This window comes from Rhizobium sp. CNPSo 3670, from assembly GCF_057784555.1.
The window spans coordinates 81,531-102,711 of sequence record NZ_JBXSOL010000012.1 but is presented as its reverse complement, the minus strand read 5'-3'; the positions used below and the strand labels follow the sequence as shown (position 1 = coordinate 102,711).

The window sequence follows — 21,181 nt, the reverse complement described above, 5'->3', positions numbered from 1 at the left end:
TCCGTCACGCTTTCAGCGCCGCGGCGTAATCGGCCGCGTAGGTCTTCAGCAAGCGAGGGGCCTTGCCCGTCAGCGTCTCGACGTCGCCGGTGACGACGGCGGTCCAGCCCTGGCGGACAGGATAGAAGATCGAGGCGAGGAAGCTTGCGTAATCGGCCGGCACGCCAGCGCCAGTGAGGGTGCCGATGAAGGCTTCGTCGGTGATGGCGCTATAAGCGATCGGCTTGCCTGTTGCCTCGGAGAGGATTGCCGCGGCTTGCGTATAGGAGAGAGCTTCGGCGCCGGTCAGGTTGAAAGCCTTGCCGTCGAAGGCCTGGGAGGTGAGAGCGGCGATGCCGCTTGCGGCGATATCGCGGGCGTCGATGAAGCTCGACTTGCCGTCTGCGGCCGGAAGCGCGATCTGGCCGTGATCGATGCCCGGTTTCCAGAAGTTGTGGAAATTATCGGAAAACCAGTTCGGGCGCACGATGACGTAAGGCGTGCCTGACTTTTCCAAGGCGATCTCGACCTGGCGATAGGGAATGGAATCATCGGCATCGACGCCGATCACGCTTTGGAAGACGACCTTCACCTTGCGGGCGGCGGCGGCTTCGATGACCGGCAGCAGCATGCCTTTCGCATCGACATAGCCCGACGCCAGCAGCACATAGGCGCGGTCGACGCCGGCGAAGGCCGGGCCGAAGGTTTCCGGCTTGGCATAGTCGAAGGCGACGCCTTCGGCGCCGGCCACCGGCTTGCCCGAGCGCGAAGCGGCCTTGACGGCCTCGCCCTTCGCCAGAAGCCCTTCCACCACATGCCTGCCGACCGTACCCGTCGCGCCGAGAACGAGAATCTTGTTGCTCATGTCACTCTCCGTGGTATCAAATGGAAACTATCTATCGCGTGGATAGATACATGTTATTCCGAATGTGAAAAGAGAGCACTTTTTGATCACTTGGTTTCCTGCCGGAAACCGGATCAGAGAAGGAAGGGCACCGTATGACCGCAATGCAACATGCCTACGATGTCTACGAAGACCGCTGTCCGACGCGGCTGGTGCTCGACCGGCTGGCGGACAAATGGGCCGTGCTCATTCTCGACCGGCTTGAGGACGGGCCGGTGCGCTTCAATCATATCCGTCGCGATATCAAGGGCATCTCGCAAAAAGTGCTGTCGCAGACGCTCCGGAGGCTGGAGCGCGATGGTTTGATCTCGCGTAGCATTTTCCCGACGGTACCGGTCACCGTCGAATATGCTTTGACACCGCTCGGACGCACGCTCACGGATACGATATCCGCACTGGCTCATTGGGCCGAGGACAACATGGATGCCGTCCTAGCGGCGCAACGCGCCTTTGACGAAACGCGTGGCGGTTAATTCCTAGTACAGTATTTGGTAAAGTGATCGCCTCTGTCCGCCAAATTCAAACCAATGCGGCCGCGTAACAGGGAAAGTCATGGGGCGCGTTCCAGGGATTGAGCGGAGACAGATTCCGTGAGCAGCCAGCCGGCCAGAAGCAGAACCAGCAGAGCGCCCACGGTTTCGGCGAGGATGAAACCAGGCAGATCGAGCGGCCGGATCCCGGAGGAGGTATCCGAGAATGCCCTGGCGGTCGCCACGGCCGGATTGGCGAACGAGGTCGAGGCGTCCCAGGCGCCAGCCGCCTGCGCCTTGCGGAGCAGCAGATCGGTGGCCGCTCCCCCGAGGCCATGCCCACACCGCCGCTTCTGATCGATCACCATGGAGCGCAGCAGGGCATGCTCGCCATGGAGCTCGTACCCGCCATATCCAACCCTCTCGCTGCCTTCCACGATCCGGAAGAAAGCGCGGCCGCCCTCCCCGAGGTCGTCGGTCGGCAGGCCCTCGGCCGTGAGCGCCGCGTGGAAACCCGGCTCGGCGCCGGTCATCGGTTCCAACCAGAGCGTCGCGGTCATTGCACGGTTACCTTCGCTGCGGCTGAGCAGCAGGCAGTGACCTCGCGGGCCGGCGCGCAGATTTCGGGACGACCGGCGCAGCAGTCTTCCATCAGGAAGTGCACGAGGCCGGCCAGGGCCTCATAGCTCGCGGTGTAGACGATCGAACGCGATCCCGCTGCTGGCTGACTAGGCCCGCCCGCTCCAGCTCCTTCAGGTGAAACGAGACATTGGAGGGCGACACTTCGACCTTTTCGGCGAGCGCGCCGGCGAGCGCACGCATATGAACGCCGGCAAGTTCGCGGCAATCGTCCGGAAGGTGTCGGAGCATGTCGCCCTCGATGGTTCCGCCAAGCTGACCTTCGAGGTGGGCGACGGCGTGCGGCCGATGCAGCTCTATTGTGCCGCTGCCCTTGCCTTGCGCGATCGATGGCGGGCTGCATGTCGAACTGGCGCCCAGACCGGCGAGCTGCAAGCCGCGCGACCGGTGGCTTGCCGGTCAGGCCGAAACCGTCCCGGCGGCCTGCTGCACGCCTTCGGCAGCGTCGACATGGGGGAAGTGCTGTGGGTAGTTGGGTCGGATGCGGCCCCGCGGATTGTCCAGGACCGGATGGCCGCCTTGAAGGGAGTCGAACCGCTGACCCCTTTCGTCTACCCCCGCTATCATTGAAAATTCCGGCTCTTGATCTTCAGCGTATCGATATGAAGATCTGGTGTGAACAGATCCCTCGCCCGAACCCCCGGAGGCGCTTTTTCGCGTGAATCCGGGCTGCCCGGCGAACCATGGGCGAATTCATCGCCGCGGCCAGTGGTGGTACAGAATGCACCGTCGCGACCAGCAAGCCCCGATAGATCGGCCGAGAGATCGAAGAGCTGCTGGGCGACCAGGTGCACCACCTCACCTTCCCTCTGGATCTTGCCGTTGATCGCCATCATGCTGGCGCCGAGCACCACCCGGCGCGACCGTTCGAACAGCTTCGGCCAGACGACGACATTGGCAATGCCCGTCTCGTCCTCAATGGTGATGAACATCATACCCTTCGCCGAACCAGGTCGTTGCCGCACCAGCACCAGGCCGGCCGCCATCAGCCACCGGCCGTCCCGCGCCGTCATCGCCTCGGCACAGGTGACGATCCGCCGCTTGGCAAGATCGGCCCGCAGGAACCGCAAGGGGTGCTCCCGGAGCGTCAGGCCGACGTGACCGTAATCCTCAACGACGTTATGTCCTTCGGTCATCTGCCTGAGCTCGACGTCCGGCTCCCTCTGCTCCGCAACCGCGCGCGCCTCGCGTTCGGCCGCGGCGGTGAACAGAGGCAGCGGCTCGTCGCGCAGGGCCTTGATCGCCCAGAGCGCATCGCGTCGTTCGAGCCGCAATGACGGCAGGAACGCGTCGGCCTCGGCGAGCTCGACGAGGGACGCAACAGGCACACCAGAGCGCCGCCACATATCATCCACCGATGCGAAGGGTTCGTCGGCGCGCGCGGCAACAATGCGGGCGGCGTCGGCAGTTGCCAAGCCGCGCACCAGCCGCATGCCAAGCCGCACCGCATGCCGGTCAGAGCCCTCGACCTCCTCGAGCGTGCAGTCCCAACGTGAGCGATTGACACAGACCGGTCGCACCTCGACGCCGTGTTTCCTCGCATCAATGACGATCTGGGCCGGGGCATAAAAACCCATCGGCTGCGAGTTCAGGAGAGCCGCGCAGAACACATCCGGGAAATGGCATTTGATGTAGCTGCTGGCATAGGCGATCAGCGCGAAACTGGCAGCATGGCTTTCGGGGAAACCATAGGAGCCGAAGCCTTCCAATTGGCCGAAGGTGCGCTTTGCAAATTCTGGTGAATAGCCGTTGCGGATCATGCCGGAAACCAGCTTGTCCTCAAACCTGCTGACGCCGCCGGTGAACTTGAAAGTCGCCATGGATTTCCGGAGCTGATCAGCTTCGCCGCCCGTGAAACCGGCACAGACCATCGCGATCTTCATTGCCGACTCCTGAAACAGAGGCACGCCCAGCGTCCTGTGCAAGACCGCCTCCAGTTCGGGCGTCGGATATTCCACCTTTTCCTTGCCCTCGCGGCGGCGCAGATACGGATGGACCATGTCACCCTGGATCGGCCCGGGCCGGACGATCGCCACCTGGATGACGAGGTCATAGAAGGTCTCCGGCTTCATCCGTGGGAGCATCGACATCTGTGCCCGGCTCTCGATCTGGAAAGTGCCGAGGGTGTCGGCCTTGCAAATCATCGCATAGGTGGCCGGGTCTTCCTGCGGGATGGTGGCGAGGTCGAGTTCCTGATGTTTGTGGTCGCCGATGAGGGCGAAGGCCTTGGCCATGCAGGTCAACATGCCGAGTGCCAACACGTCGACCTTCATCATCTTGAGCGGCTCGACGTCGTCCTTGTCCCACTCGATCACCTGGCGGTCGGCCATCGCCGCCGGTTCAATCGGCACGAGATGATCCAGCCTGTCATGGGTCAGGACGAAGCCGCCGGGATGCTGGCCAAGATGCCGCGGTGCTCCCATCAGCTGCTGGGCAAGCTGCAGGGCCAAGGCGAGACGACGGTCATCCGGATTGAGGCCGAGGGCGCGCACTTGGCTCTCGCCGACCGTCTCCGACCAGGACCAGATACCGGAAGAAAGCGCCTTGATCAGATCCTCCGGCAGGCCAAGCGTCTTTCCGACGTCGCGAATGGCGCCCTTGGCGCGATAGCGGGTCACCGTGGAGCAGAGTGCAGCCTTGTCATGGCCGTAGGTTTTGTAGATCCATTGGATCACCTCCTCCCGCCTTTCGTGTTCAAAATCGACATCGATGTCGGGCGGCTCGTCGCGCTCCTGGGAGACGAAGCGCTCGAAGAGGAGGTCGTTGGTGTCGGGGTCGATCGAGGTGATGCCGAGCACATAGCAGACAGCCGAGTTCGCCGCCGATCCCCTGCCCTGGCAGAGAATTCCCTGCGACCGGGCATAACGGACGATCGAGAACACTGTCAAAAAATAGGGGGCGTATTTCATCGTCTCGATCAGCGCCAGTTCATGACGGAGCGTCTTCTCGACATGATCAGGCAGGCCTTCGGGGTATCGGGTCTTGACGCCTTCCCAGGTATAGTGCTCCAGCGACTGCTGCGCGGTCATTCCGGGGATCAGCGCTTCCTCGGGATATTGATAGACGAGCTCCTCGAGTGAAAACGTGCAGCGCTCTACGATTTCCATGGTGCGTGCCAGCGCTTCGGGGTAGCGGGGAAACAAGCGCGCCATCTCTTCCGGTGGCTTTAGGAAGCGATCGGCATGGCGCTCGCGCTCGAAGCCGACATCATCAATGGTGGTGCCGGTGCGGATGCAGGTGACGACGTCCTGCAGCTGTCGCCGGTTCGGCTCATGAAACAGCACGTCATTGGTGACCACAGTCTTCACCCGATGCTTCGCCGCCAGGTTCGAAAGCTCGTGCAGCCGCAGCTGATCGTTGGGGCGCCGGCGTAGGCAGAGCGAGACATAGGCACGGTCGCCAAAGATCTTCACCATTTTTCGGAGTTGCGCGGCACAGGTCTCGTCCGGCATATCCGGCACCAGGATGCCGATCAGGCCTTCGCAATAGAGCGCCACATCGTCGAGCTGCAGGATGCACTTTGCCTTCCCGCCCCTGCCCTTGCCCAAGGTCAGCAGCCGTGTCAGCCGCGAATAAGCGGCACGATCGGTGGGATAGACGAGGATCGACATGCCGTCGGCGAGATCGAGCCGGCAGCCGACGATGAGCCGCAGGCCGGTGGCGCGCGAGGCTTCCAGTGCCCGGACGATGCCGGCCAGGCTGTTGCGGTCGACGACCCCGAGCGCCTCGATACCCATGAGCCTGGCGGTCGCAAACAGTTCCTCGGCCGAGCTTGCGCCGCGGAGGAATGAGAAATGGGTGGTGACCTGCAGTTCGGCGTAGCGCATCAGGCAAACACCCCGTGCAGGAACCATTTGTGCGAGCCGGTGTCTGCGTCGACGCCATCGCCTGATCGGAAAATCCAGAAACGCTCGCCGGCATCATCCTCGACGACGAAGTAGTCGCGCACCGCAACCCATTCGGAGCGGCGTTGCCACCATTCCCCGAAGATGCGCTCCGGCCCGTCGGCGCGTTTCACCGGGCGCCGCTTGCCGCGCCAGGTAAAAGAGACCGGCGGGTGATCCGGCAGAAGGGCAATCACCTCGATCGCTTCCGGGTGTGGCAAGAGCCGCGACGGCCGCGGCCAATGCAGCGGCCAGGTAGCACCGATCTCGTCGGCAGTCGGCGCGATCCGCTGCACGCTGCGCTCGGGCACATCGCTCGCCACCGGCGCCACGCGAAAAATCCGCTGGCCGCCGCGATTGCCAAGCACGTCGATGAGCGGCGTCACATCGGTCACCTGCTCGTCAATCAGCGACGAGGCGGACTGAGTTTCCGTCAGCGGTTCGGCGATAATGGCGGTCAGGCTCAGCTTTTCGATGCCGAAGCCAGGTTCGATCCTTTCCATGCGATCGCGGAAGAGCTTTGTCAGCCAGGCGATGTCTCGAACCGGCTTTGCCGTTCCGGCCCGAAGCGCCTGAATTGTGTTGTCGACGCGGTGGACGATGAGATCGGCGCGCCGAACGCCAAGTCCGCGCTTCTCGAGCTCCAGACAGAGCTGCCGCACCAGGCGGCTCACATATTTCTCGATGGTCTCCGGTGCACCGATCGGTTCGGCAAAGGCTTTTTGGACCTCGACGAGGTCGGCCGGCCGGATCGGGTCGATCGGCTCGGCGAGCCGGCCGAACATCTGGTCGAGGCGCCGTCCGACCTCCGGTCCGAAACGTAGCGTCAGCGGCGCCCGCGGCGTGGCAGCGAGATCACCGACAGTGGCGAAGCCGAGCGTGCGGAGACTTGCGACCGTCTCGGCCGGCAGCCGCAGCGAGGAGAGCGGCAAACGGTTGACGGCTTTGGCGGTATTGCCACGCGAGATGATGATCGTCTCGCGATCGGTGGACCGGGCGAGCGCATGTGCGGCACCCCAGCTGTCGGCGATCGCCGCTCGCGCCGCAAGACCGCGGCTGCGGAAGCGGTTGACGAGGCCAGACAGCATGAGGTCTTCGCCGCCCTGCAGATGGTCGGCGCCTTCCGTGTCCATGACAATGCCGTCGGGAGGGTCCAAGGCGACGACGGGTGAATATTGCGACAAGGCCCAGAGCGTCAGCCGTTCAAGCGTGGCGAGGTCGGCCGTCGGATCAGCATCGATCATCGTCAGCCCCTGGACCAGCGCTTGCGCCTTGGCGGCTGGCATGCCGACACGAAGGCCGAGTTTGAGCGCTGCCCGGTCGGCCGCCGAAACCCATCGCTTCGAGCCGCTCCTGGCGATCACCACGAGCGGTTTGTCAGGAGACAACGAAGGATCGGCGCGCCTGATCCTGTCGGTCGGCAGTGTCGGAAGAAAGACAGATACGACCCTGGCCATCACATGCTCCGATAATGAATTCTCCTCCCTCTCCTGCCCTCACCCGCATCAGCTCCGCCAGCCACCGCGCGCGTCCGATGCCCGGCACGGGAAGCGGTTCGGAGGGCAATACCGAGATCCGCCAGCGGGTTACAGCTGCCGTCGGCATGCCGAAATCGGAGGCTTCTGTCTGGCGCCGCCAGCGGCGGATCACCAGGCCCAATGTGCCGGACTTTTCCGCCGCAAGCTGCAGCCGGCGCGATGCCGTCATCGGCAGGCGCACCAGCTCGGCGACGACGGCGCCGAGGCCGCCATAGCGTAACGCCTCCTCGAAGCTTGCCAGCACCGTCTCTTCCTTGTCGCACTCGACGAAGATGACGCGGTCGGCGTGAAGCCCAATCTGGGCGAGCGCTGGAAAGAACAGATCGAAGCGCGTCAGGCACCAGACCACCTTGCCGGTGGTGCGGGCGGCGATGCCGCCGATGAAGAGTGCCGCGGCCGCCCCATCGATCGCGCCATTTCCGCCGCCGGCAACTTCATGCAGCGCGCCATAGGCGAGCCCTCCTCCCGGCAACTGCGCATCGATCTCGCCAACCCCGAAAGGCAGGACGCTGCGATGGCGCAGACCGGTCCCTTCCAGGCTGGCGATTTTCTCGCGCAACTCGTCAAGGACGGCATTCGACGTGGCGACTGATGTGGTCATGATCTCCTTCACGGCACCCGTTTTGACTTGAGAAAATGCAGTTTGTTCTTTATTTGTTCTCAAAGCAAAAACGAGTCAATGCACGCCCGACGCGCTCAAGTTGAGCGCGGGCGCGGGCCAGACAGATTCCATGAACGGATTCAATCCGATGGCCGAATTAGGAATTTTTTCGCATGGCCAGACCCGGCCCGTTGAGTGATGTGAGACTGAAGGATTATCGTGAGCCGGTTATCGAATTCAGCTGTGGCCGATGTGACCGCCATGGCACGCTCGCGCGCAAGCTGTTGGTGAAGGCGTTCGGCGCCGGTGTGAGCTTCGCGGTACTCCGCCGGCGAATGGCCATGGGCCGCGAACGCCTGCAAACGCCGGAGGGTGACAAATGCGGCGCGCACTTCCCATGTTTGGGCGACACGGATGGTCCTGATGAAAGCCAGTCATGACAAACGATGAAGGTCACGAGCGGCCGCGCAAGATCATCCATGTCGATATGGATGCCTATTACGCGTCGGTCGAGCAGCGCGATAACCCGGAATTGCGCGGCAAGCCGATTGCCGTCGGCGGATCGGCGGCCCGCGGCGTGGTGGCGGCGGCGAGCTACGAAGCGCGAGCCTATGGTGTCCACTCCGCGATGCCGTCGGTGACTGCCAAGCGCAAATGCCCGGATCTGATCTTCGTGCCGCCGCGCTTCGATGTCTACAAGGCGGTGTCGCAGCAGATCCGCGCGATCTTCGCCGAATACACGGCCGTCATCGAGCCGCTATCGCTCGATGAGGCCTATCTCGACGTCACGCATAATCTCAAGGGGATGGAGATCGCCACCGAGATCGCGCTGGAGATCCGAGCCAGGATCAAGCAGGTCACCGGCCTCAATGCCTCGGCCGGGATTTCCTACAATAAGTTCCTCGCCAAGATGGCGAGCGACCTCAACAAGCCCAACGGCCAGGCCGTCATCACGCCGAAGAACGGGCCAGCCTTCGTCGAAGCCCTCCCCGTCAAGAAATTCCACGGGGTCGGCCCCGCGACGGCCGAAAAGATGCACCGGCTCGGGATCGACACCGGCGGCGATCTAAAGCAGCAGACCCTCGAATTCCTGGTGGAGCATTTCGGGAAGTCCGGACCCTATTTCTATGGCATTGCCCGCGGCATCGACGAGCGCCAAGTCAAGCCGAACCGAGTGCGCAAATCCGTCGGCGCCGAGGATACGTTTTCGCAGGACCTCCATGCCTACGACCCGGCCCGCGAAGGGCTTCAGCCGCTGATCGAAAAAGTGTGGGGCTATTGCGAGGCCAACGGCATCGGCGCCAAGACGGTGACGCTGAAGGTCAAATATGCCGACTTCAACCAGATCACCCGCAGCAAGACGGTCGCGGCACCGCTGGCTGATATCACCGACCTGGAGGAGATCGTCAGCCTGCTGCTGGCACCGATCTTTCCGCCCCGAAAGGGCATCCGCCTGCTCGGCGTCACGCTATCGTCGCTGGAGCGGCGGGTCTCCGGAACGGAGCCGCAGCTGCGGCTTGCGCTTTAGACCGCCAGCATCGGCCGGGCAGGAGCGCCGGCGTGGCGTTTGACGCGGAACGTCCCCGCCGGCAGTGGCCGCAGGATTTCGTCTTGGGCGACAAGTCCGTCCAGCCAGGCCATACGTTGGTCGCGTGTCAGCACCGCCATCTGCCGGTCGTGGAACGGCGCGATATCGGCGTTGGCCTCGATTGTCAGGATGGCATAGGCCTCCGGCCAATCGTCGGCAGCCGGCCGCCAAATCCCCGCGAAATAGAACCAGTCGCCGTTGGCGAGCGAAAAGCTGAAGCTCCTATGGCGAAACTCCGAGGCGGGGACCAGGCAGCGGTGGGTCGGAAAGGTCCGTCCTTCCGATCGGACGACATTGACGGCGCGCGGACTGCCGTCGCGGGGACGCAGCCCCCATGGCAGTTCCACCATCTCCACATCGCCGTCATGGCGCCTTATGATGACGCGGCGCTCGTCGAGCGGGGCGTCAGACTGGAAAACCTTCGCGCTCATCATAGATAGAACATATCAGGAACGATTTTTCGAAGCAACCAACCTGTCATGGGGGACGCATGTGCAATGATTATCGGCTGATGGTGGACGCTGCTTCGATCGCGAAGGACTTCGCCGATCTGAAGATCAAGATCCGCTTTGGTGAAGGCATACCGAACCTCGAAGCGCGTGAGGACATCAAGATCACCGATATAGGCCCCATCGTCAGGACGATCGATGGAGCCCGCGATAATGCCGAGCTCGTGCAGCGGCGCTGGAGTTGGCCGGGACCGAACAAGCGGCCGGTGTATAATTTCCGGTCGGAAGGTCGCGAGTTCACATCCAATCGCTGCCTGATCATTGCCGATGGCTTTTACGAGTTCACGGATCCAAAGGACCCGAAAAAGAAGCGCAAGGACAAGTGGCTGTTCACGAAGAAGGATGAACCGATCTTCTGCATCGCCGGCATCTGGGGAGAAACCCCGGAGATCGGCCAAGCCTTCACCATGCTGACGATGGAGCCTGGGCCCGACATCGCGCCATACCACGATCGGCAGATCGTCATCCTCGAGCGCAACGCATGGGCCGACTGGCTCGATCCGACCGTTTCGGCAAAGTCGTTGATCAGGCCGCTTGCCGTAGGCACCCTCTTGGTGGAGCAGGTCGGCTAAAACGACGCCTCCGAGCAGGCTCCTAACCAGCCATCGATCGTGGCTATGTTCGAACATAACTACCATGCGTTCAGGGAACTCTTGCGCAGATTTGAGCTGCGCGATCAGCGACCGGCCAGGACCGACGCCAGCGGAACATCCAACCTGGACGCTTCGAGCTGGCTAAGATAATCAGTTGATTAAAATCACCCATTGCGACTTTTACGATAACTATATGATTGACAACCTCAGTTTCAGGTATAAATTTTTGGTTGCGCCCGGCGTTGGTGGCATATTTCTTAATATTACTTGGAGCGGGCGTTCTGGGGGACTGAGATTGGATAACAATCCTGGGCCGAGGAAGCACGTGCTTCCGCGGGAGAGAATACGCGCCGCGCATCTCTGGGTGGAGCAGCCGCTTTGCCCTCCGGTGCCATGAACGCCGATTGGATCTTGCTGCCGACTCTAAGGACGGGCCTGATCTGGTCTTCGTGTTGGCGCCAGACGAGCGAACAGTTGCTGTGAGGCGACTTCGCCCACCCGACTATAGAAACAACACGGCCAAACCGGTCTCCCTACGCAGACTGCGACGCCGCTGGCATCGGTAGACGCATAGAACCTTGCAGTGTCTCAACACGCAGCTCAAGCCTATCCTTTCGTAAGCTGAAACTCATTTGCTATGTTCAACTTTGGGTGATTGGAGGCATCGGTGGCAAATCCGAAAATTGTCTGGCGGAAAGCTGTCCAGCAAACCGATTGGCTGAAACCCTTTAACTTACCGAGCACGGGCATCAACCTCGATCTTCCCCAAGCACCGGCGCCGGATGTCGGCCCGATACTGGACTCAATTTTCGCTGGAGCTGCGACGAACAGATTGGCGTCAGCCCTCAGCACGGTGGGCATCCCGAAGGTACTAGGCGCGACAACGCCGAAGGACGATGTCATCGGTCTCCTCATGCTGGCAGCCGAAGTCGAACATGCGCTTATGGTCCAATATCTCTATGCCGGGCAATCCGTGCGCGGTGTGGCGGGCCGCAAGATCGCTCGCGTCGCGGAGCAAGAGATGGGACACTTGGTTACTGTCCAGAATCTTCTTCTCTGTCTTACCGGAATCGGGCCTGACGGCCTCCCGGCTGGCCTTCACTTGGGAAGAGATGGGTTGAGGCGCGCAAGCGATCACAACCCGCTACCCTTGATTTTAGAGCCGGTTTCTCGCACCGCCTTGGCGAAGTTCGTCGTTGTCGAGCGGCCCGGACATATAGACGATGATGCGCTTCGGGCCCGGGTGGGGGCGCTAGAAGCAGAAGTCGCGGCTTCCGGCGCAGACCCAAATCCAGTCTACGCGCTTTATGCGGCTATCCGCTGGATATTTCAGAAAGACGATGAAGGGGGCCTGAGTATCGCGCTTGGATTTGAACCCGGTTGGCATCTGACGGATGCCGATTTCGTCGATGCTGCAACGATCAAGAATCTTTCTACCGACGGAATGGAGTGGGGTTCCGTGCCGGGCCTTCTCGTTATACCGGTCGACGGCCGGAATGCAGCTCTGGAGGCGATTGATGCGATCACTGAACAGGGCGAGGGAATACCGGGTGGTGATGAATCGCACTTCCAAGATTTCCTGAGCGTGCTCGACAGCTTCGAAGCAGGGCAAATCAATGTGTCGGCGCTGCCTCGAACGCCCTTTACGATCCGGCAGGAAACTCTGGAAGATCCCTTGGCAACGGAAATCGAAAATCCATACACCCTCGTGTGGGCTAAGACCTTCAACTCAATCTACGAATTGCTGCTCGTTGACATCGCATGGGCACTATCGCAGCCGCGCGGAGCTTTGCGGACGCAGGGTATCGATGTCTGTATCGATACTATGAAACGGCTCATCCAGCCCGCAGCCAGTCACCTTGCTCGTCGTCCATTGTCCACTGATCCGAGAACGACTGCAGGGCCGACCTATGAGATAAACCGAGAGGACCTACCGAAAACGAGGTCTGAGTATTCAGAGCGGTACGGCGCGGTGATCCAGGCGCGCGACGTGTTGGTGGATCAAATCAAGTTGGCGCCTGAATTTGCAACAGACGCTCAAGGTCAAATCATAGTTAGAACAATGACGGAAATCGACGATCAGCGCTCGCAGTTACTACCAGGAGGAGAGTAGCGATATGCCCTATGCTATCTACCCAGCGATTGGCTTTGCTCGACTTGGCAACAGCTCCGAATTTTTCATAGCGCGCGAGAGCAATGGCTCCCTTGGCGTGGAAATTCGAGCAGATGGAAGCGAGGTCGTAGTCGAGCGCTTCAAGGATGCGAATTATCGCTTGAAGAAGCAGGCGTCCCGTTTCCGGATTTTCGACGTCTCCGACCCTACCGCGCCAGTCGAAGCAACGCTCCCCGCCGGCAGTATCGTCCGCTGGTCCGTTACGCTGGCAAATAGGAAGGACGCTGTACGGCGCCCAGGCTCGCCGCCACCTGGCCCTGTTGCTGTTGTCGATGACCCGACGCGCTCCGATCGGGCAATTCACGCAACTGCGACAGCTGCGGGTAGCTCAGCGGCCGCAAGTGCGCTTGTGGGAAAATACCGAGGTTACGATGTTGCGCTCGGTGAGCTTCGGACAGACATGGCCCAGCGCCTGATAGTGCTTGGGGGGAGCGGCCGAGCCGGTAGCTACTCCAATCCTCCCGCGCCAATCGGGGGCGACTTCTATAACAATCCCGATTGGTTCGATGATGTAGGCGACGGCCCCGTGACCGCTACCATTGAGGTCCCGGGAAGCGAGCCGGAGGAGGCCTCGGGAGCGTGGGTCGTCGTTGGTCCGCCAGACTTCGCTCCGCCCGCGGGAGGTGTCGTGACGCTGTATGATGTCATTCGAGAAGTCGCTATCGAGCAGGGCTGGCTAGAGCAAATTCATAAGCCCTATTTCGATAGCGATATTCGGCCCATGATTGAGCGCGCTTCATCCCTCCGACATGTTGACGAAAGCAGCACCTGGCCGATGATCAGCCAAGATTGGGCGGCCCTGTCGGATCCCGGCCCCGGGTCGGCACAATTGCGCGCCGACACCCGAATTTTCATATCCGAGGTGGAAAATGCCTTACACGACTTCGAGCTCCGTCAGTGGCAGTTGGACGCTCTCAACGCTTGGGAGGCTGGAGAATTTCATCCCGGCACTGCGCCGAACAGAGGCGCTTGTGATGAACTGACTAGGGCAGCCCTTGACGGAACGGTGGGACAGGGTTTTTTCCCAGGCATTGAGGCTGGTGTAAACGTGATGGACCCGGCGAGGTATGTACACGACTCTTTTGAGTATCGGCTCTCACACGGTCATAATAAGGCAGGAGACCTGACTGCACTCATGGCGCTGCCATGGCAGGCCGATTTTCTAAAGTGTGGCCAGAGTTGGTGGCCTGCACAGAGACCATATCGGATTGCGGGGGAGGATGGTGTTCGACGACCGTGGATGCGCCCGTGGATGGATCACAGAGCGTTGGTCGACAATGTCAGTAAACTCGGTGTCTTAACGCCTGTCGACGGAGCCTTTGCCGAGATCGGGCGGGACCCGAGTCTTGGATCGGATGAGGTGGTGGGATAGTGAGTCTGAATCGCTGTGAGGTCGCAGTAATCGGGGCCGGCCCGGCCGCCTCGATTGCTGCGTATTGTTTGGCAAGGAAGGGCGTCAAAGTGGAGCAATTCACGGGCGTTCCGCCGCGACGTCGCCAACCAAATGAGATTCTAACACCTCAGACAAGGCTCTCGCTTCAGAGACTGGGGCTCGTTGACGCAGCCGACTTAGGCACGCCATGTAGCGGTGTTCTGCGCAGATGGGAGAGTGATGAGCCTGAGTTTTCCGACTACGCTTTTTTTTCGTTACAGGATGGGCGGAGTTTTGATCGTCGAGTCCTACATTCCGTTCTCTCCCACGCGGCTGCGAGAGCCGGAGCGATCCAAATACCTGTGAAGGTAACGCGTTTGGACTGCGGCGGCGAGATCGATTGGCAGACATCCGAGGGTCATCAGCGAACAACGAGTGCCGAATCGATTTTGGTTGCGACCGGCAGAGCAGCAGGGAATAATTCCAATTTGCCTAGAACAAGGTGGGACAGATTAGTGGCGCTGGCACTTTCATGGCGGCTACTAAAGCCGTGCGACGCTTTGCTTGTTGAAGCCGTCAAAGAAGGTTGGTGGTATTTGTCCCCTGCCCCGAGCGGCCACGGCTTCGTTGTTTTCGTCACTAGCCCGCGACGCTTGCCACGGCTGACGGCTGATCGTCGACAACTCCTGATGAGCTCCTTCGCCGAACTTGCACTCATCAATGAATACGGCCAACCTGACTTCACCCTACCCGCAATCGGCATGGATGGACATTCGGGGCGCGCGCTGGCGCCGGTATCAGGCAAAATAGTGGCGATTGGAGACGCTGCTGTCTCTCTCGACCCATTATCCGGCTCCGGTGTGCAGTTTGCTGTTGAAGGCGCATGGACTGCCGCAGCGGACTATCTTAGCCATGGGCATGTCTTCGGCATGTATCAGACTTGGCTGAACGAAGTTATTGAGCGTCAGCGCTTTGAAAGAATTCAAAGCTACCGTGCAGCGAGATCACGCTTCTCGGGCATGCCCTTCTGGGCGGAGCTGGGAAATTTTCATTGAGCCCGAAGGTGGTATCCTGCTCTCCAGCCACGGCTCGTAGGCTACTATGTGCCAAAGTCAGGATGGTTCAGAGCTTCCGCGTCAATTTGTATATGGGTTTTATAGAGTAGGAGAACCTCAGACCGCTTCATTACGCCTGGAGACAGGTGCTTTGGTCGAGCGGCACGGCCTCTGCAGGCTAATCTCGGCTTCGGCAAGAACGGCTTGCGGAAAGACATTTGGCGAGCCCCTTGGACGACTGTCGAAGTAACAAGCGAGTAATTTTCAGACATAACGGGTCGTGGGTTGGTATCCTATGAGGCCTTTTGGTCGCAATCAGTTCTACCGAAATAAATGGGAAGCAACCCAAGCACGGTAGAGACAAATCAATATACTCGTGTTAAAGTCGTATTGCTTCATTTCGGGGGGGATGTATGGCAGTAAAAACAGACGAAGCCTCACGCCGGCTACATCCGCGACTTCGGTGCCTCCGCAATGGCGCGGCCTCCGTAAACCTTCTGCGCTCTGACATTGCTTCGACGGTTGCCACGGCCCCCTCTTTGTCGCTCGAATCGATTGGGGTTCCGGCTGACTTGGACCTCGCAACGCTTCGTGTTGGCTTGCCGATGAGCCCCACGGAGGCCCCACAGCGCTCACTTCCGAAGCCGGCTCGCCGCTTGAAACTAGCCAGCCAACCTGCGGCCGATCAAACTTTCGTCAACGTGTTTGTTGAAGTCTTCCGCGATCCCGGCGATGATGACGGCGGCGAAAAGGCTACGCTTGAGCGCATTCGTTCAATCTCCCAAGAAGCAAAGAAACAGATCGACGCGCCAGATCGCGCGCTGCTCGGCAACGAGGTACTGATCAGACGGAACTTTGTATCTGCAACAGTTCCAATCGCCGCGCTGAACGATCTTGAGCAGGATCCCGGCATCGCGTTCGTCCATCCTTCTCAGCCGCTCACTTTCGATGAGCCGATCGACCACCCCGCCCTGAGTGCAGCGCCCGCGTCACGGGCGATTGGCGATGCCAAGCTCCGTGCTGCCCACCACGACGGCGAAGGCGTCATCATCGGTCTGATCGATGTCGGAGGGTTCGACTTCGCTCACCCAGATTTTCGTGACAGCACTGGAAAAACGCGGTTTGTGTCGATCTGGGACCAGGGAGGCGACTTCCGCAAGCCACCTTCCGAAAACGGCACTAGCCGCTTTGACTATGGCAGTGAGTTGACGAAATCCCTGATGGACGCAGCCATCGTCGCTGAAGGTGCGGGCATGTTTCCCGCGACCATGATCGAGCGTCAGTCACAGAGAACCGAGGGATCACACGCGACCCATGTCGCGAGCATTGCAGCCGGCAATAGTGGGGTGTGTCCAGGCGCCGAGATCGCCGCGGTGCTCATCTCAGTGCCCGCCCTGGAAGATCAATTGGACGAGCGGCGCGCAACTTTCAGCGACTCGACTCGCATCGTTCACGCAGTCGAGCATCTTCTCGAGATCGCCCGCAGCAGGAAGAAACCGATTTCCATCAACATCAGCCTAGGCACCAATGGCGGCGCCCACGATGGCTCGAGTGGCGTGTCACGCTGGCTTGACGCATTGCTGTCCGATCCCGGTCGAGCCATCACCGTCGCGGCTGGCAATGCAGGTCAGGAGAAAGGTAGCAGCGCTGAAGATTTAGGTTTCATTACGGGTCGCATCCATTCAACTGGCCGCATCGGCGCCCGTGGCTTGAGCGTGGATCTCGAATGGACCGTGATCGGCAACGGTATCGAAGACCTATCCGAGAACGAGTTGGAGATCTGGTACGGCGCGCAGGACCGCTTGACGGTGATGCTCAAGCCGCCCAGCACGGGCTCGGAGTGGATCACCGTGCGACCGCGAGAGTATGTCGAGAACCGCAGACTCGCGAGCGGCACGACCGTCTCGCTCTATAACGAGCTGTACCATCCGACCAACGGTAGCAACTATGCGGCCATCTTCCTGACACCCAACCTTCAGCCAGGAAGTATTCGTGGTGTCGAAGCTGGTGTGTGGCGTGTTCGCCTGGTGGGTGACGAGATTCGCAACGGACGCTTCAACTGCTGGATTGAACGGGACGACCCAGTCGAGATCCGTAGCGTGGGGGCCGTGCGTCTGTTCCGCTTCCCTTCTTTCTTCTCCGAGGCGTCGAACGTCGATTCTCACTCTATTAGTTCGCTTGCCTGTGGCCACCGTGTTATCGCCGTCGCAAACCTCGACGACGCTCGGCAGCGGATCAACATCTCAAGCAGCCAAGGCCCAACTCGTGACGACCGGATGAAGCCAGATATCGCAGCACCTGGCACCGATATTGTAGCCGCCAAAGGCTTCAGCCAGGACGGCAAAGCCTGGATAGGCAAGACCGGCACAAGCATGGCAAGTCCTTACGTGGCGGGGGTCGTCGGACTGATGCTTTCGGCGAACAAGCATCTGACGTCGGCGCAATGCTCGGGCATCCTGCAGCGCACCGCACGTCCCCTTCCGGGCGCGTCCTACGAATGGCGCAACGACGCCGGCTTTGGTGTCATCGATCCTGCTGCGGCGATCGATGAGGCTCGCACCTTCAACCAGCGTATCGAAGTCTGAAGGAGCGGTCCGTGAAACTACATATCTTTCAATCTGCAAAGGGCGACTGCCTTCTGCTCGAGGCAAAGGACGGCGCACGCGTGCTTTGCGACGGTGGAATGGCGGCGAGCATGCGCAGCCACGTACGCAACGAGCTCGGAAAGCTGCGCGAGTCGAACCACAAGCTCGACTATGTCTACGTGTCACACATTGACCAGGACCACATCTCGGGCGCACTCCAACTCCTGGAAGATGAGCTCGAATGGCGGCTATTTGAGTTTCACGAGACGCAGGGCACGCCGATCCGCCCGCCGAAGGTACCACGGCCTCCAGAGATAGGCGGCATATGGCACAACGCTTTTCGAGACCAGATCGGCAAGAACGCCGGCGATGTCGAAGATCTCCTCGCCGCGGCGGCACCCGCGCTACTGGCGAGCGGCGTGCCCGAGATCGTTGAATTCGGCGAAGAACTCCAGCAGATCGCTGTCTCGATCCCGGAGGCGATCAAGGTGTCACGCTATTCTTCCGCGGAACTGTTGGACATTCCGATCAACAAGTTGCCGGGGTCAGAGGAAAAGTCCAAGCTTCTCATGGTCCGCGATGGTCAGGGGGCTTTCGACGTCGGCTCGATGCGGCTCACGATCGTCGGACCGACGAAGGAGGAACTGACCTTGCTTCGCGACGGATGGAACAACTTGCTGCGCGACGTGAAAGGCCGGGAGTCAATTAAGAAACTGCGCGCCGAGATTAAACGAAAGATCGACTCTTTCGGTGCGGAGAGTTTCGATTTGCGCGACTGGAACGGGATTGAGGATTATAAGGGCGTGACCACGCCCAACATCGCGTCGCTGATGTTCATGGTCGAGGAGGAAGGCAAGCGCCTGCTCCTGACCGGTGACTCACAGCAGGACATCATAATCAAAGGCCTCGAACTCACCGGCTTCCTCGACGCCGGCCATCTCCATCTCGACGTGCTGAAGACGCAGCACCATGCCTCAGAGCACAATTTCGACATTGAATTCTGTCGCAAAATCTCAGCGGACAACTACGTGTTTTGTGGCGACGGTTCGCACGGCAATCCCGAATTATCGGTCATCCAGATGATCTACGATTCTCGACTGGGTCCGAAATCGAAGCGTGCGCTGGCGCCCGAAGGCAAAGACCGTCCATTCAATTTTTGGTTCAGTACGACCGTCGATAGGCAAGCGGCAGACAGCCTGCAGCGCGAGACTTTCACCGAGATTGAAAGATTGGTTGGAAAGCTCGTTCAGAAATCGAACGGACAGTTGACAGCCGCTTTCAATGATAAGGCCAGCATCGAGCTGGCCATTTAACAATTTCGCAGCGAGCACACGTGGATGGCACCGGGGGGGAGGGTTTCATGGCTTCGATGGAACAAGCGCGAGGCGATCGTGATGCCGTTTTCGGGGTTGCGCGATCGCTCACACACCGTCCTGACGATTTGGCGGCGGCGGCTCCAGACGCCGCGGAGCGCTCCCGGCGAATGTTCACGCCCTTCCTAGCCGACGACCAAGAGCGTGCGGCGACGCTCGCAGAACGACTGGCGTCACAGGCTGATGCGCAACCACAACTGAGCGACGCCGAGCGCATCGCACTCGTCATGGGAACTGCGCGCGCGGTTGCCGATCAGGGCGAGGTCGGCCTGGCCCAGCACGCCCTCGGTCTCTTCCTGACCCATCATCCGCTCGGACGAACAATGAGCGTGCCGTCGCTTCTCAAACGCACGGCACTCGCCGCCGAGGCGAGAGCGCCACTGCCGGACGAGACGCTTGGCAGTAAGGCCGACGGAGAGGAGGCAAGGCTCGACTGGTTCCGTGAAGATCCGCTGCTCAACGAGCATCACGAGCATTGGCATTGGGTCTATCCCAACCGTCGCGGCCAGGGTGATCCAATCTACAAGGTCAAGGAGCGCCACGGCGAGCTTTTCTACTATATGCATCAGCAGATGCTCGCGCGATACGATGTTGAGCGCGCCGCGATTGGTCTCGAAAAGGTCGCAGCGATCGAGAACTACAACGCGCCGCTGGGACCGGGCTACGATCCCGGGCAACTTTCGCAATACGGCTTTCAGCGGCGTGCGACTGACAGCGTGATGATACCATTCCGCGACATCACGCCCGAGGCTCAGGCTGGATTCCGTGATGGTCTCGACCGGGCGATCGCCGAGCGAGCAATGACCGATCCCGGCGGCGAAAGGGTGCCACTCGAAGGTCATACGGGGTCAAACTTGCTTGGCCTCACGAGCGAGACCACCGACGCTACGGTCAACCGCGCGTACGGCAACCATCATGGCAACGGCCATGTTCTGATTGGCGATCTCGATCAAAGTCCGAGCGTCATCCTGTCTCCTTCGACTGCCATCAGGGATCCAGCGTTCTGGCGCTGGCACCGGCACGTCGACGATATTCATTTCCGGTACCAAGACTCCTTGGCTGAGCACCCATTCGACGATGCTCCCCCTGTCGACCTTATCCAGCTCGCTGTCGCTTTTGAGCGCGATCACCCAGGGTCCGATCAGGAAGGAGCCGACCTCACACAAGCAGCTGAGGCCGCGCTTAGCGGTGGATCCACCACAACGCTCGAAACACAAATGCGTGCCGGCGCCTATCAGTTGCTGACCGGGAATCGGTACCGCTACGAGTTTCAGACGCATACGTCGTTTTTCATCGCCGCCGGATTGCTGAACCGTGACGCCGCACCCAAAGCCATCACGCTGCGGCTCTTCCTGATCCCAGATCAACTTTTCGATGTGAACGCGGATCCGACTGCGGTCGAAGGCCGTCAAATGCGTCGATTTGCCATTGAGCTCGACAAGGTGCGGCTCAACGTCCAGCCTGGCCGTCAGGTCTTCAGCCGCAGCGGACGGCAGATGTCGATCATTAGACGCCCGGCCATTGTCGATCCCATCGAGGTCGTCGATGTCGATGGCGAGCAACTTGGCGGCGATGCGCGAACATGCACATGCGGTTGGCCCTACGGGCTGCTCCTGCCTCGCGGAACCGCCGCTGGTATGCCCTTCAGGTTGTTTGCGATGGCGACAGACAACGACATAGACAGGGTAGGAAGTCAGAAAAAATGTGGCTCAATGAGCTTCTGTGGTGTGGGCGACGAATATCCTGATGCTCGTCCAATGGGGTACCCGTTCGATCGGCCGTTGAAGAAGCCGCTCACCGAGATCGTCAACAACCACAGGAACATGATGATGATGCCACTTCTCATAAAACAGATAGATGCCCGCGATCCGGTGGCATGACGCGACAGGCTACTCGCGACGACGTGGCGACAAATTTC

Annotated in this window: 15 protein-coding genes and 3 pseudogenes; 11 read left to right on the top strand and 7 right to left on the bottom strand. The window is 60.5% G+C overall.

Annotation, left to right across the window (positions count from 1 at the left end; all coding sequences use genetic code 11):
* Nucleotides 1–4: 4 nt before the first annotated feature.
* Nucleotides 5–844 carry an SDR family oxidoreductase gene (locus tag AC13QO_RS14795; RefSeq protein WP_488541020.1) on the bottom strand — a complete coding sequence of 280 codons (840 nt, stop codon included), beginning with the start codon at nt 842–844 and terminating at the stop codon, nt 5–7.
* Between the two features lie 143 nt (nt 845–987).
* Here AC13QO_RS14795 and AC13QO_RS14790 point away from each other — a divergent pair, with 143 nt between their 5' ends.
* Nucleotides 988–1,356 (top strand): winged helix-turn-helix transcriptional regulator, encoded by a 369-nt coding sequence (locus AC13QO_RS14790; RefSeq protein WP_488541106.1) that lies wholly within the window; start codon nt 988–990, stop codon nt 1,354–1,356.
* A 77-nt stretch (nt 1,357–1,433) separates the two neighbouring features.
* Here AC13QO_RS14790 and AC13QO_RS14785 read toward each other — a convergent pair.
* Nucleotides 1,434–1,643, bottom strand: a pseudogene (locus tag AC13QO_RS14785) (aquaporin family protein); the annotation flags it as partial.
* A gap of 266 nt (nt 1,644–1,909) precedes the next feature.
* Nucleotides 1,910–2,163: pseudogene (locus AC13QO_RS14780) on the bottom strand (ArsR/SmtB family transcription factor); the annotation flags it as partial.
* On the opposite strand from AC13QO_RS14780, the pseudogene AC13QO_RS14775 reads away from it, so the two are divergent.
* Nucleotides 2,161–2,464: pseudogene (locus AC13QO_RS14775) on the top strand (DUF6428 family protein); the annotation flags it as partial. The pseudogenes AC13QO_RS14780 and AC13QO_RS14775 sit on opposite strands and share 3 nt — an antisense overlap.
* A 91-nt stretch (nt 2,465–2,555) precedes the next feature.
* Here AC13QO_RS14775 and AC13QO_RS14770 read toward each other — a convergent pair.
* From AC13QO_RS14770 to AC13QO_RS14760, 3 genes are read right to left on the bottom strand one after another with little or no spacing between them, the layout of a single operon-like run.
* The gene (locus AC13QO_RS14770; protein ID WP_488541019.1) at nt 2,556–5,819 is read right to left on the bottom strand and encodes an error-prone DNA polymerase; all 3,264 of its coding nucleotides are present in this window, start codon (nt 5,817–5,819) and stop codon (nt 2,556–2,558) included.
* Complete coding sequence (locus AC13QO_RS14765) at nt 5,819–7,333, bottom strand: Y-family DNA polymerase (protein WP_488541018.1); 1,515 nt, start codon at nt 7,331–7,333, stop codon at nt 5,819–5,821. Before AC13QO_RS14765 ends, AC13QO_RS14770 begins: the two co-directional genes overlap by 1 nt.
* Nucleotides 7,254–8,015, bottom strand: a complete 762-nt coding sequence (locus AC13QO_RS14760; protein WP_488541017.1) for an ImuA family protein — start codon at nt 8,013–8,015, stop codon at nt 7,254–7,256. The genes AC13QO_RS14765 and AC13QO_RS14760 overlap by 80 nt, the downstream gene beginning before the upstream one ends.
* 173 nt (nt 8,016–8,188) lie before the next feature.
* Between AC13QO_RS14760 and AC13QO_RS14755 the strand changes: the two genes are divergently transcribed.
* A complete protein-coding gene (locus tag AC13QO_RS14755) occupies nt 8,189–8,455 on the top strand; it encodes a hypothetical protein (RefSeq protein WP_488541016.1) in 267 nt (88 codons plus the stop codon).
* Nucleotides 8,452–9,543, top strand: a complete 1,092-nt coding sequence (gene dinB / locus AC13QO_RS14750; protein WP_488541015.1) for a DNA polymerase IV — start codon at nt 8,452–8,454, stop codon at nt 9,541–9,543. Before AC13QO_RS14755 ends, dinB begins: the two co-directional genes overlap by 4 nt.
* On the opposite strand, the gene AC13QO_RS14745 is transcribed toward dinB, so the two are convergent.
* The gene (locus AC13QO_RS14745; RefSeq protein ID WP_488541014.1) at nt 9,540–10,037 is read right to left on the bottom strand and encodes an SOS response-associated peptidase family protein; all 498 of its coding nucleotides are present in this window, start codon (nt 10,035–10,037) and stop codon (nt 9,540–9,542) included. The genes dinB and AC13QO_RS14745 overlap by 4 nt on opposite strands.
* Nucleotides 10,038–10,093: 56 nt before the next feature.
* Between AC13QO_RS14745 and AC13QO_RS14740 the strand changes: the two genes are divergently transcribed.
* The 7 genes from AC13QO_RS14740 (at nt 10,094) to AC13QO_RS14710 (ending at nt 21,143) form a co-directional block, all read left to right on the top strand.
* On the top strand, nt 10,094–10,684 hold the full coding sequence (locus tag AC13QO_RS14740) for an SOS response-associated peptidase family protein (RefSeq protein ID WP_488541013.1): 591 nt from the start codon (nt 10,094–10,096) through the stop codon (nt 10,682–10,684).
* 688 nt (nt 10,685–11,372) lie between these two features.
* Nucleotides 11,373–12,818, top strand: coding sequence for a ferritin-like domain-containing protein (locus tag AC13QO_RS14735; protein ID WP_488541012.1), 1,446 nt, complete (start codon nt 11,373–11,375; stop codon nt 12,816–12,818).
* Nucleotides 12,819–12,822: 4 nt separating this feature from the next.
* Entirely contained in the window at nt 12,823–14,250 is a 1,428-nt protein-coding gene (locus tag AC13QO_RS14730; protein ID WP_488541011.1) for a LodA/GoxA family CTQ-dependent oxidase, read from the top strand.
* A gap of 515 nt (nt 14,251–14,765) precedes the next feature.
* The gene (locus AC13QO_RS14725; RefSeq protein ID WP_488541010.1) at nt 14,766–15,305 is read left to right on the top strand and encodes a hypothetical protein; all 540 of its coding nucleotides are present in this window, start codon (nt 14,766–14,768) and stop codon (nt 15,303–15,305) included.
* Nucleotides 15,306–15,961: 656 nt separating this feature from the next.
* The gene (locus tag AC13QO_RS14720; protein WP_488541009.1) at nt 15,962–17,890 is read left to right on the top strand and encodes a S8 family serine peptidase; all 1,929 of its coding nucleotides are present in this window, start codon (nt 15,962–15,964) and stop codon (nt 17,888–17,890) included.
* An 11-nt stretch (nt 17,891–17,901) separates the two neighbouring features.
* Nucleotides 17,902–19,203 carry an MBL fold metallo-hydrolase gene (locus AC13QO_RS14715; protein WP_488541008.1) on the top strand — a complete coding sequence of 434 codons (1,302 nt, stop codon included), beginning with the start codon at nt 17,902–17,904 and terminating at the stop codon, nt 19,201–19,203.
* Between the two features lie 47 nt (nt 19,204–19,250).
* Nucleotides 19,251–21,143: a tyrosinase family protein gene (locus tag AC13QO_RS14710; protein ID WP_488541007.1), complete on the top strand. Its 1,893-nt coding sequence runs from the start codon at nt 19,251–19,253 to the stop codon at nt 21,141–21,143.
* The last annotated feature ends 38 nt before the right edge of the window (nt 21,144–21,181 follow it).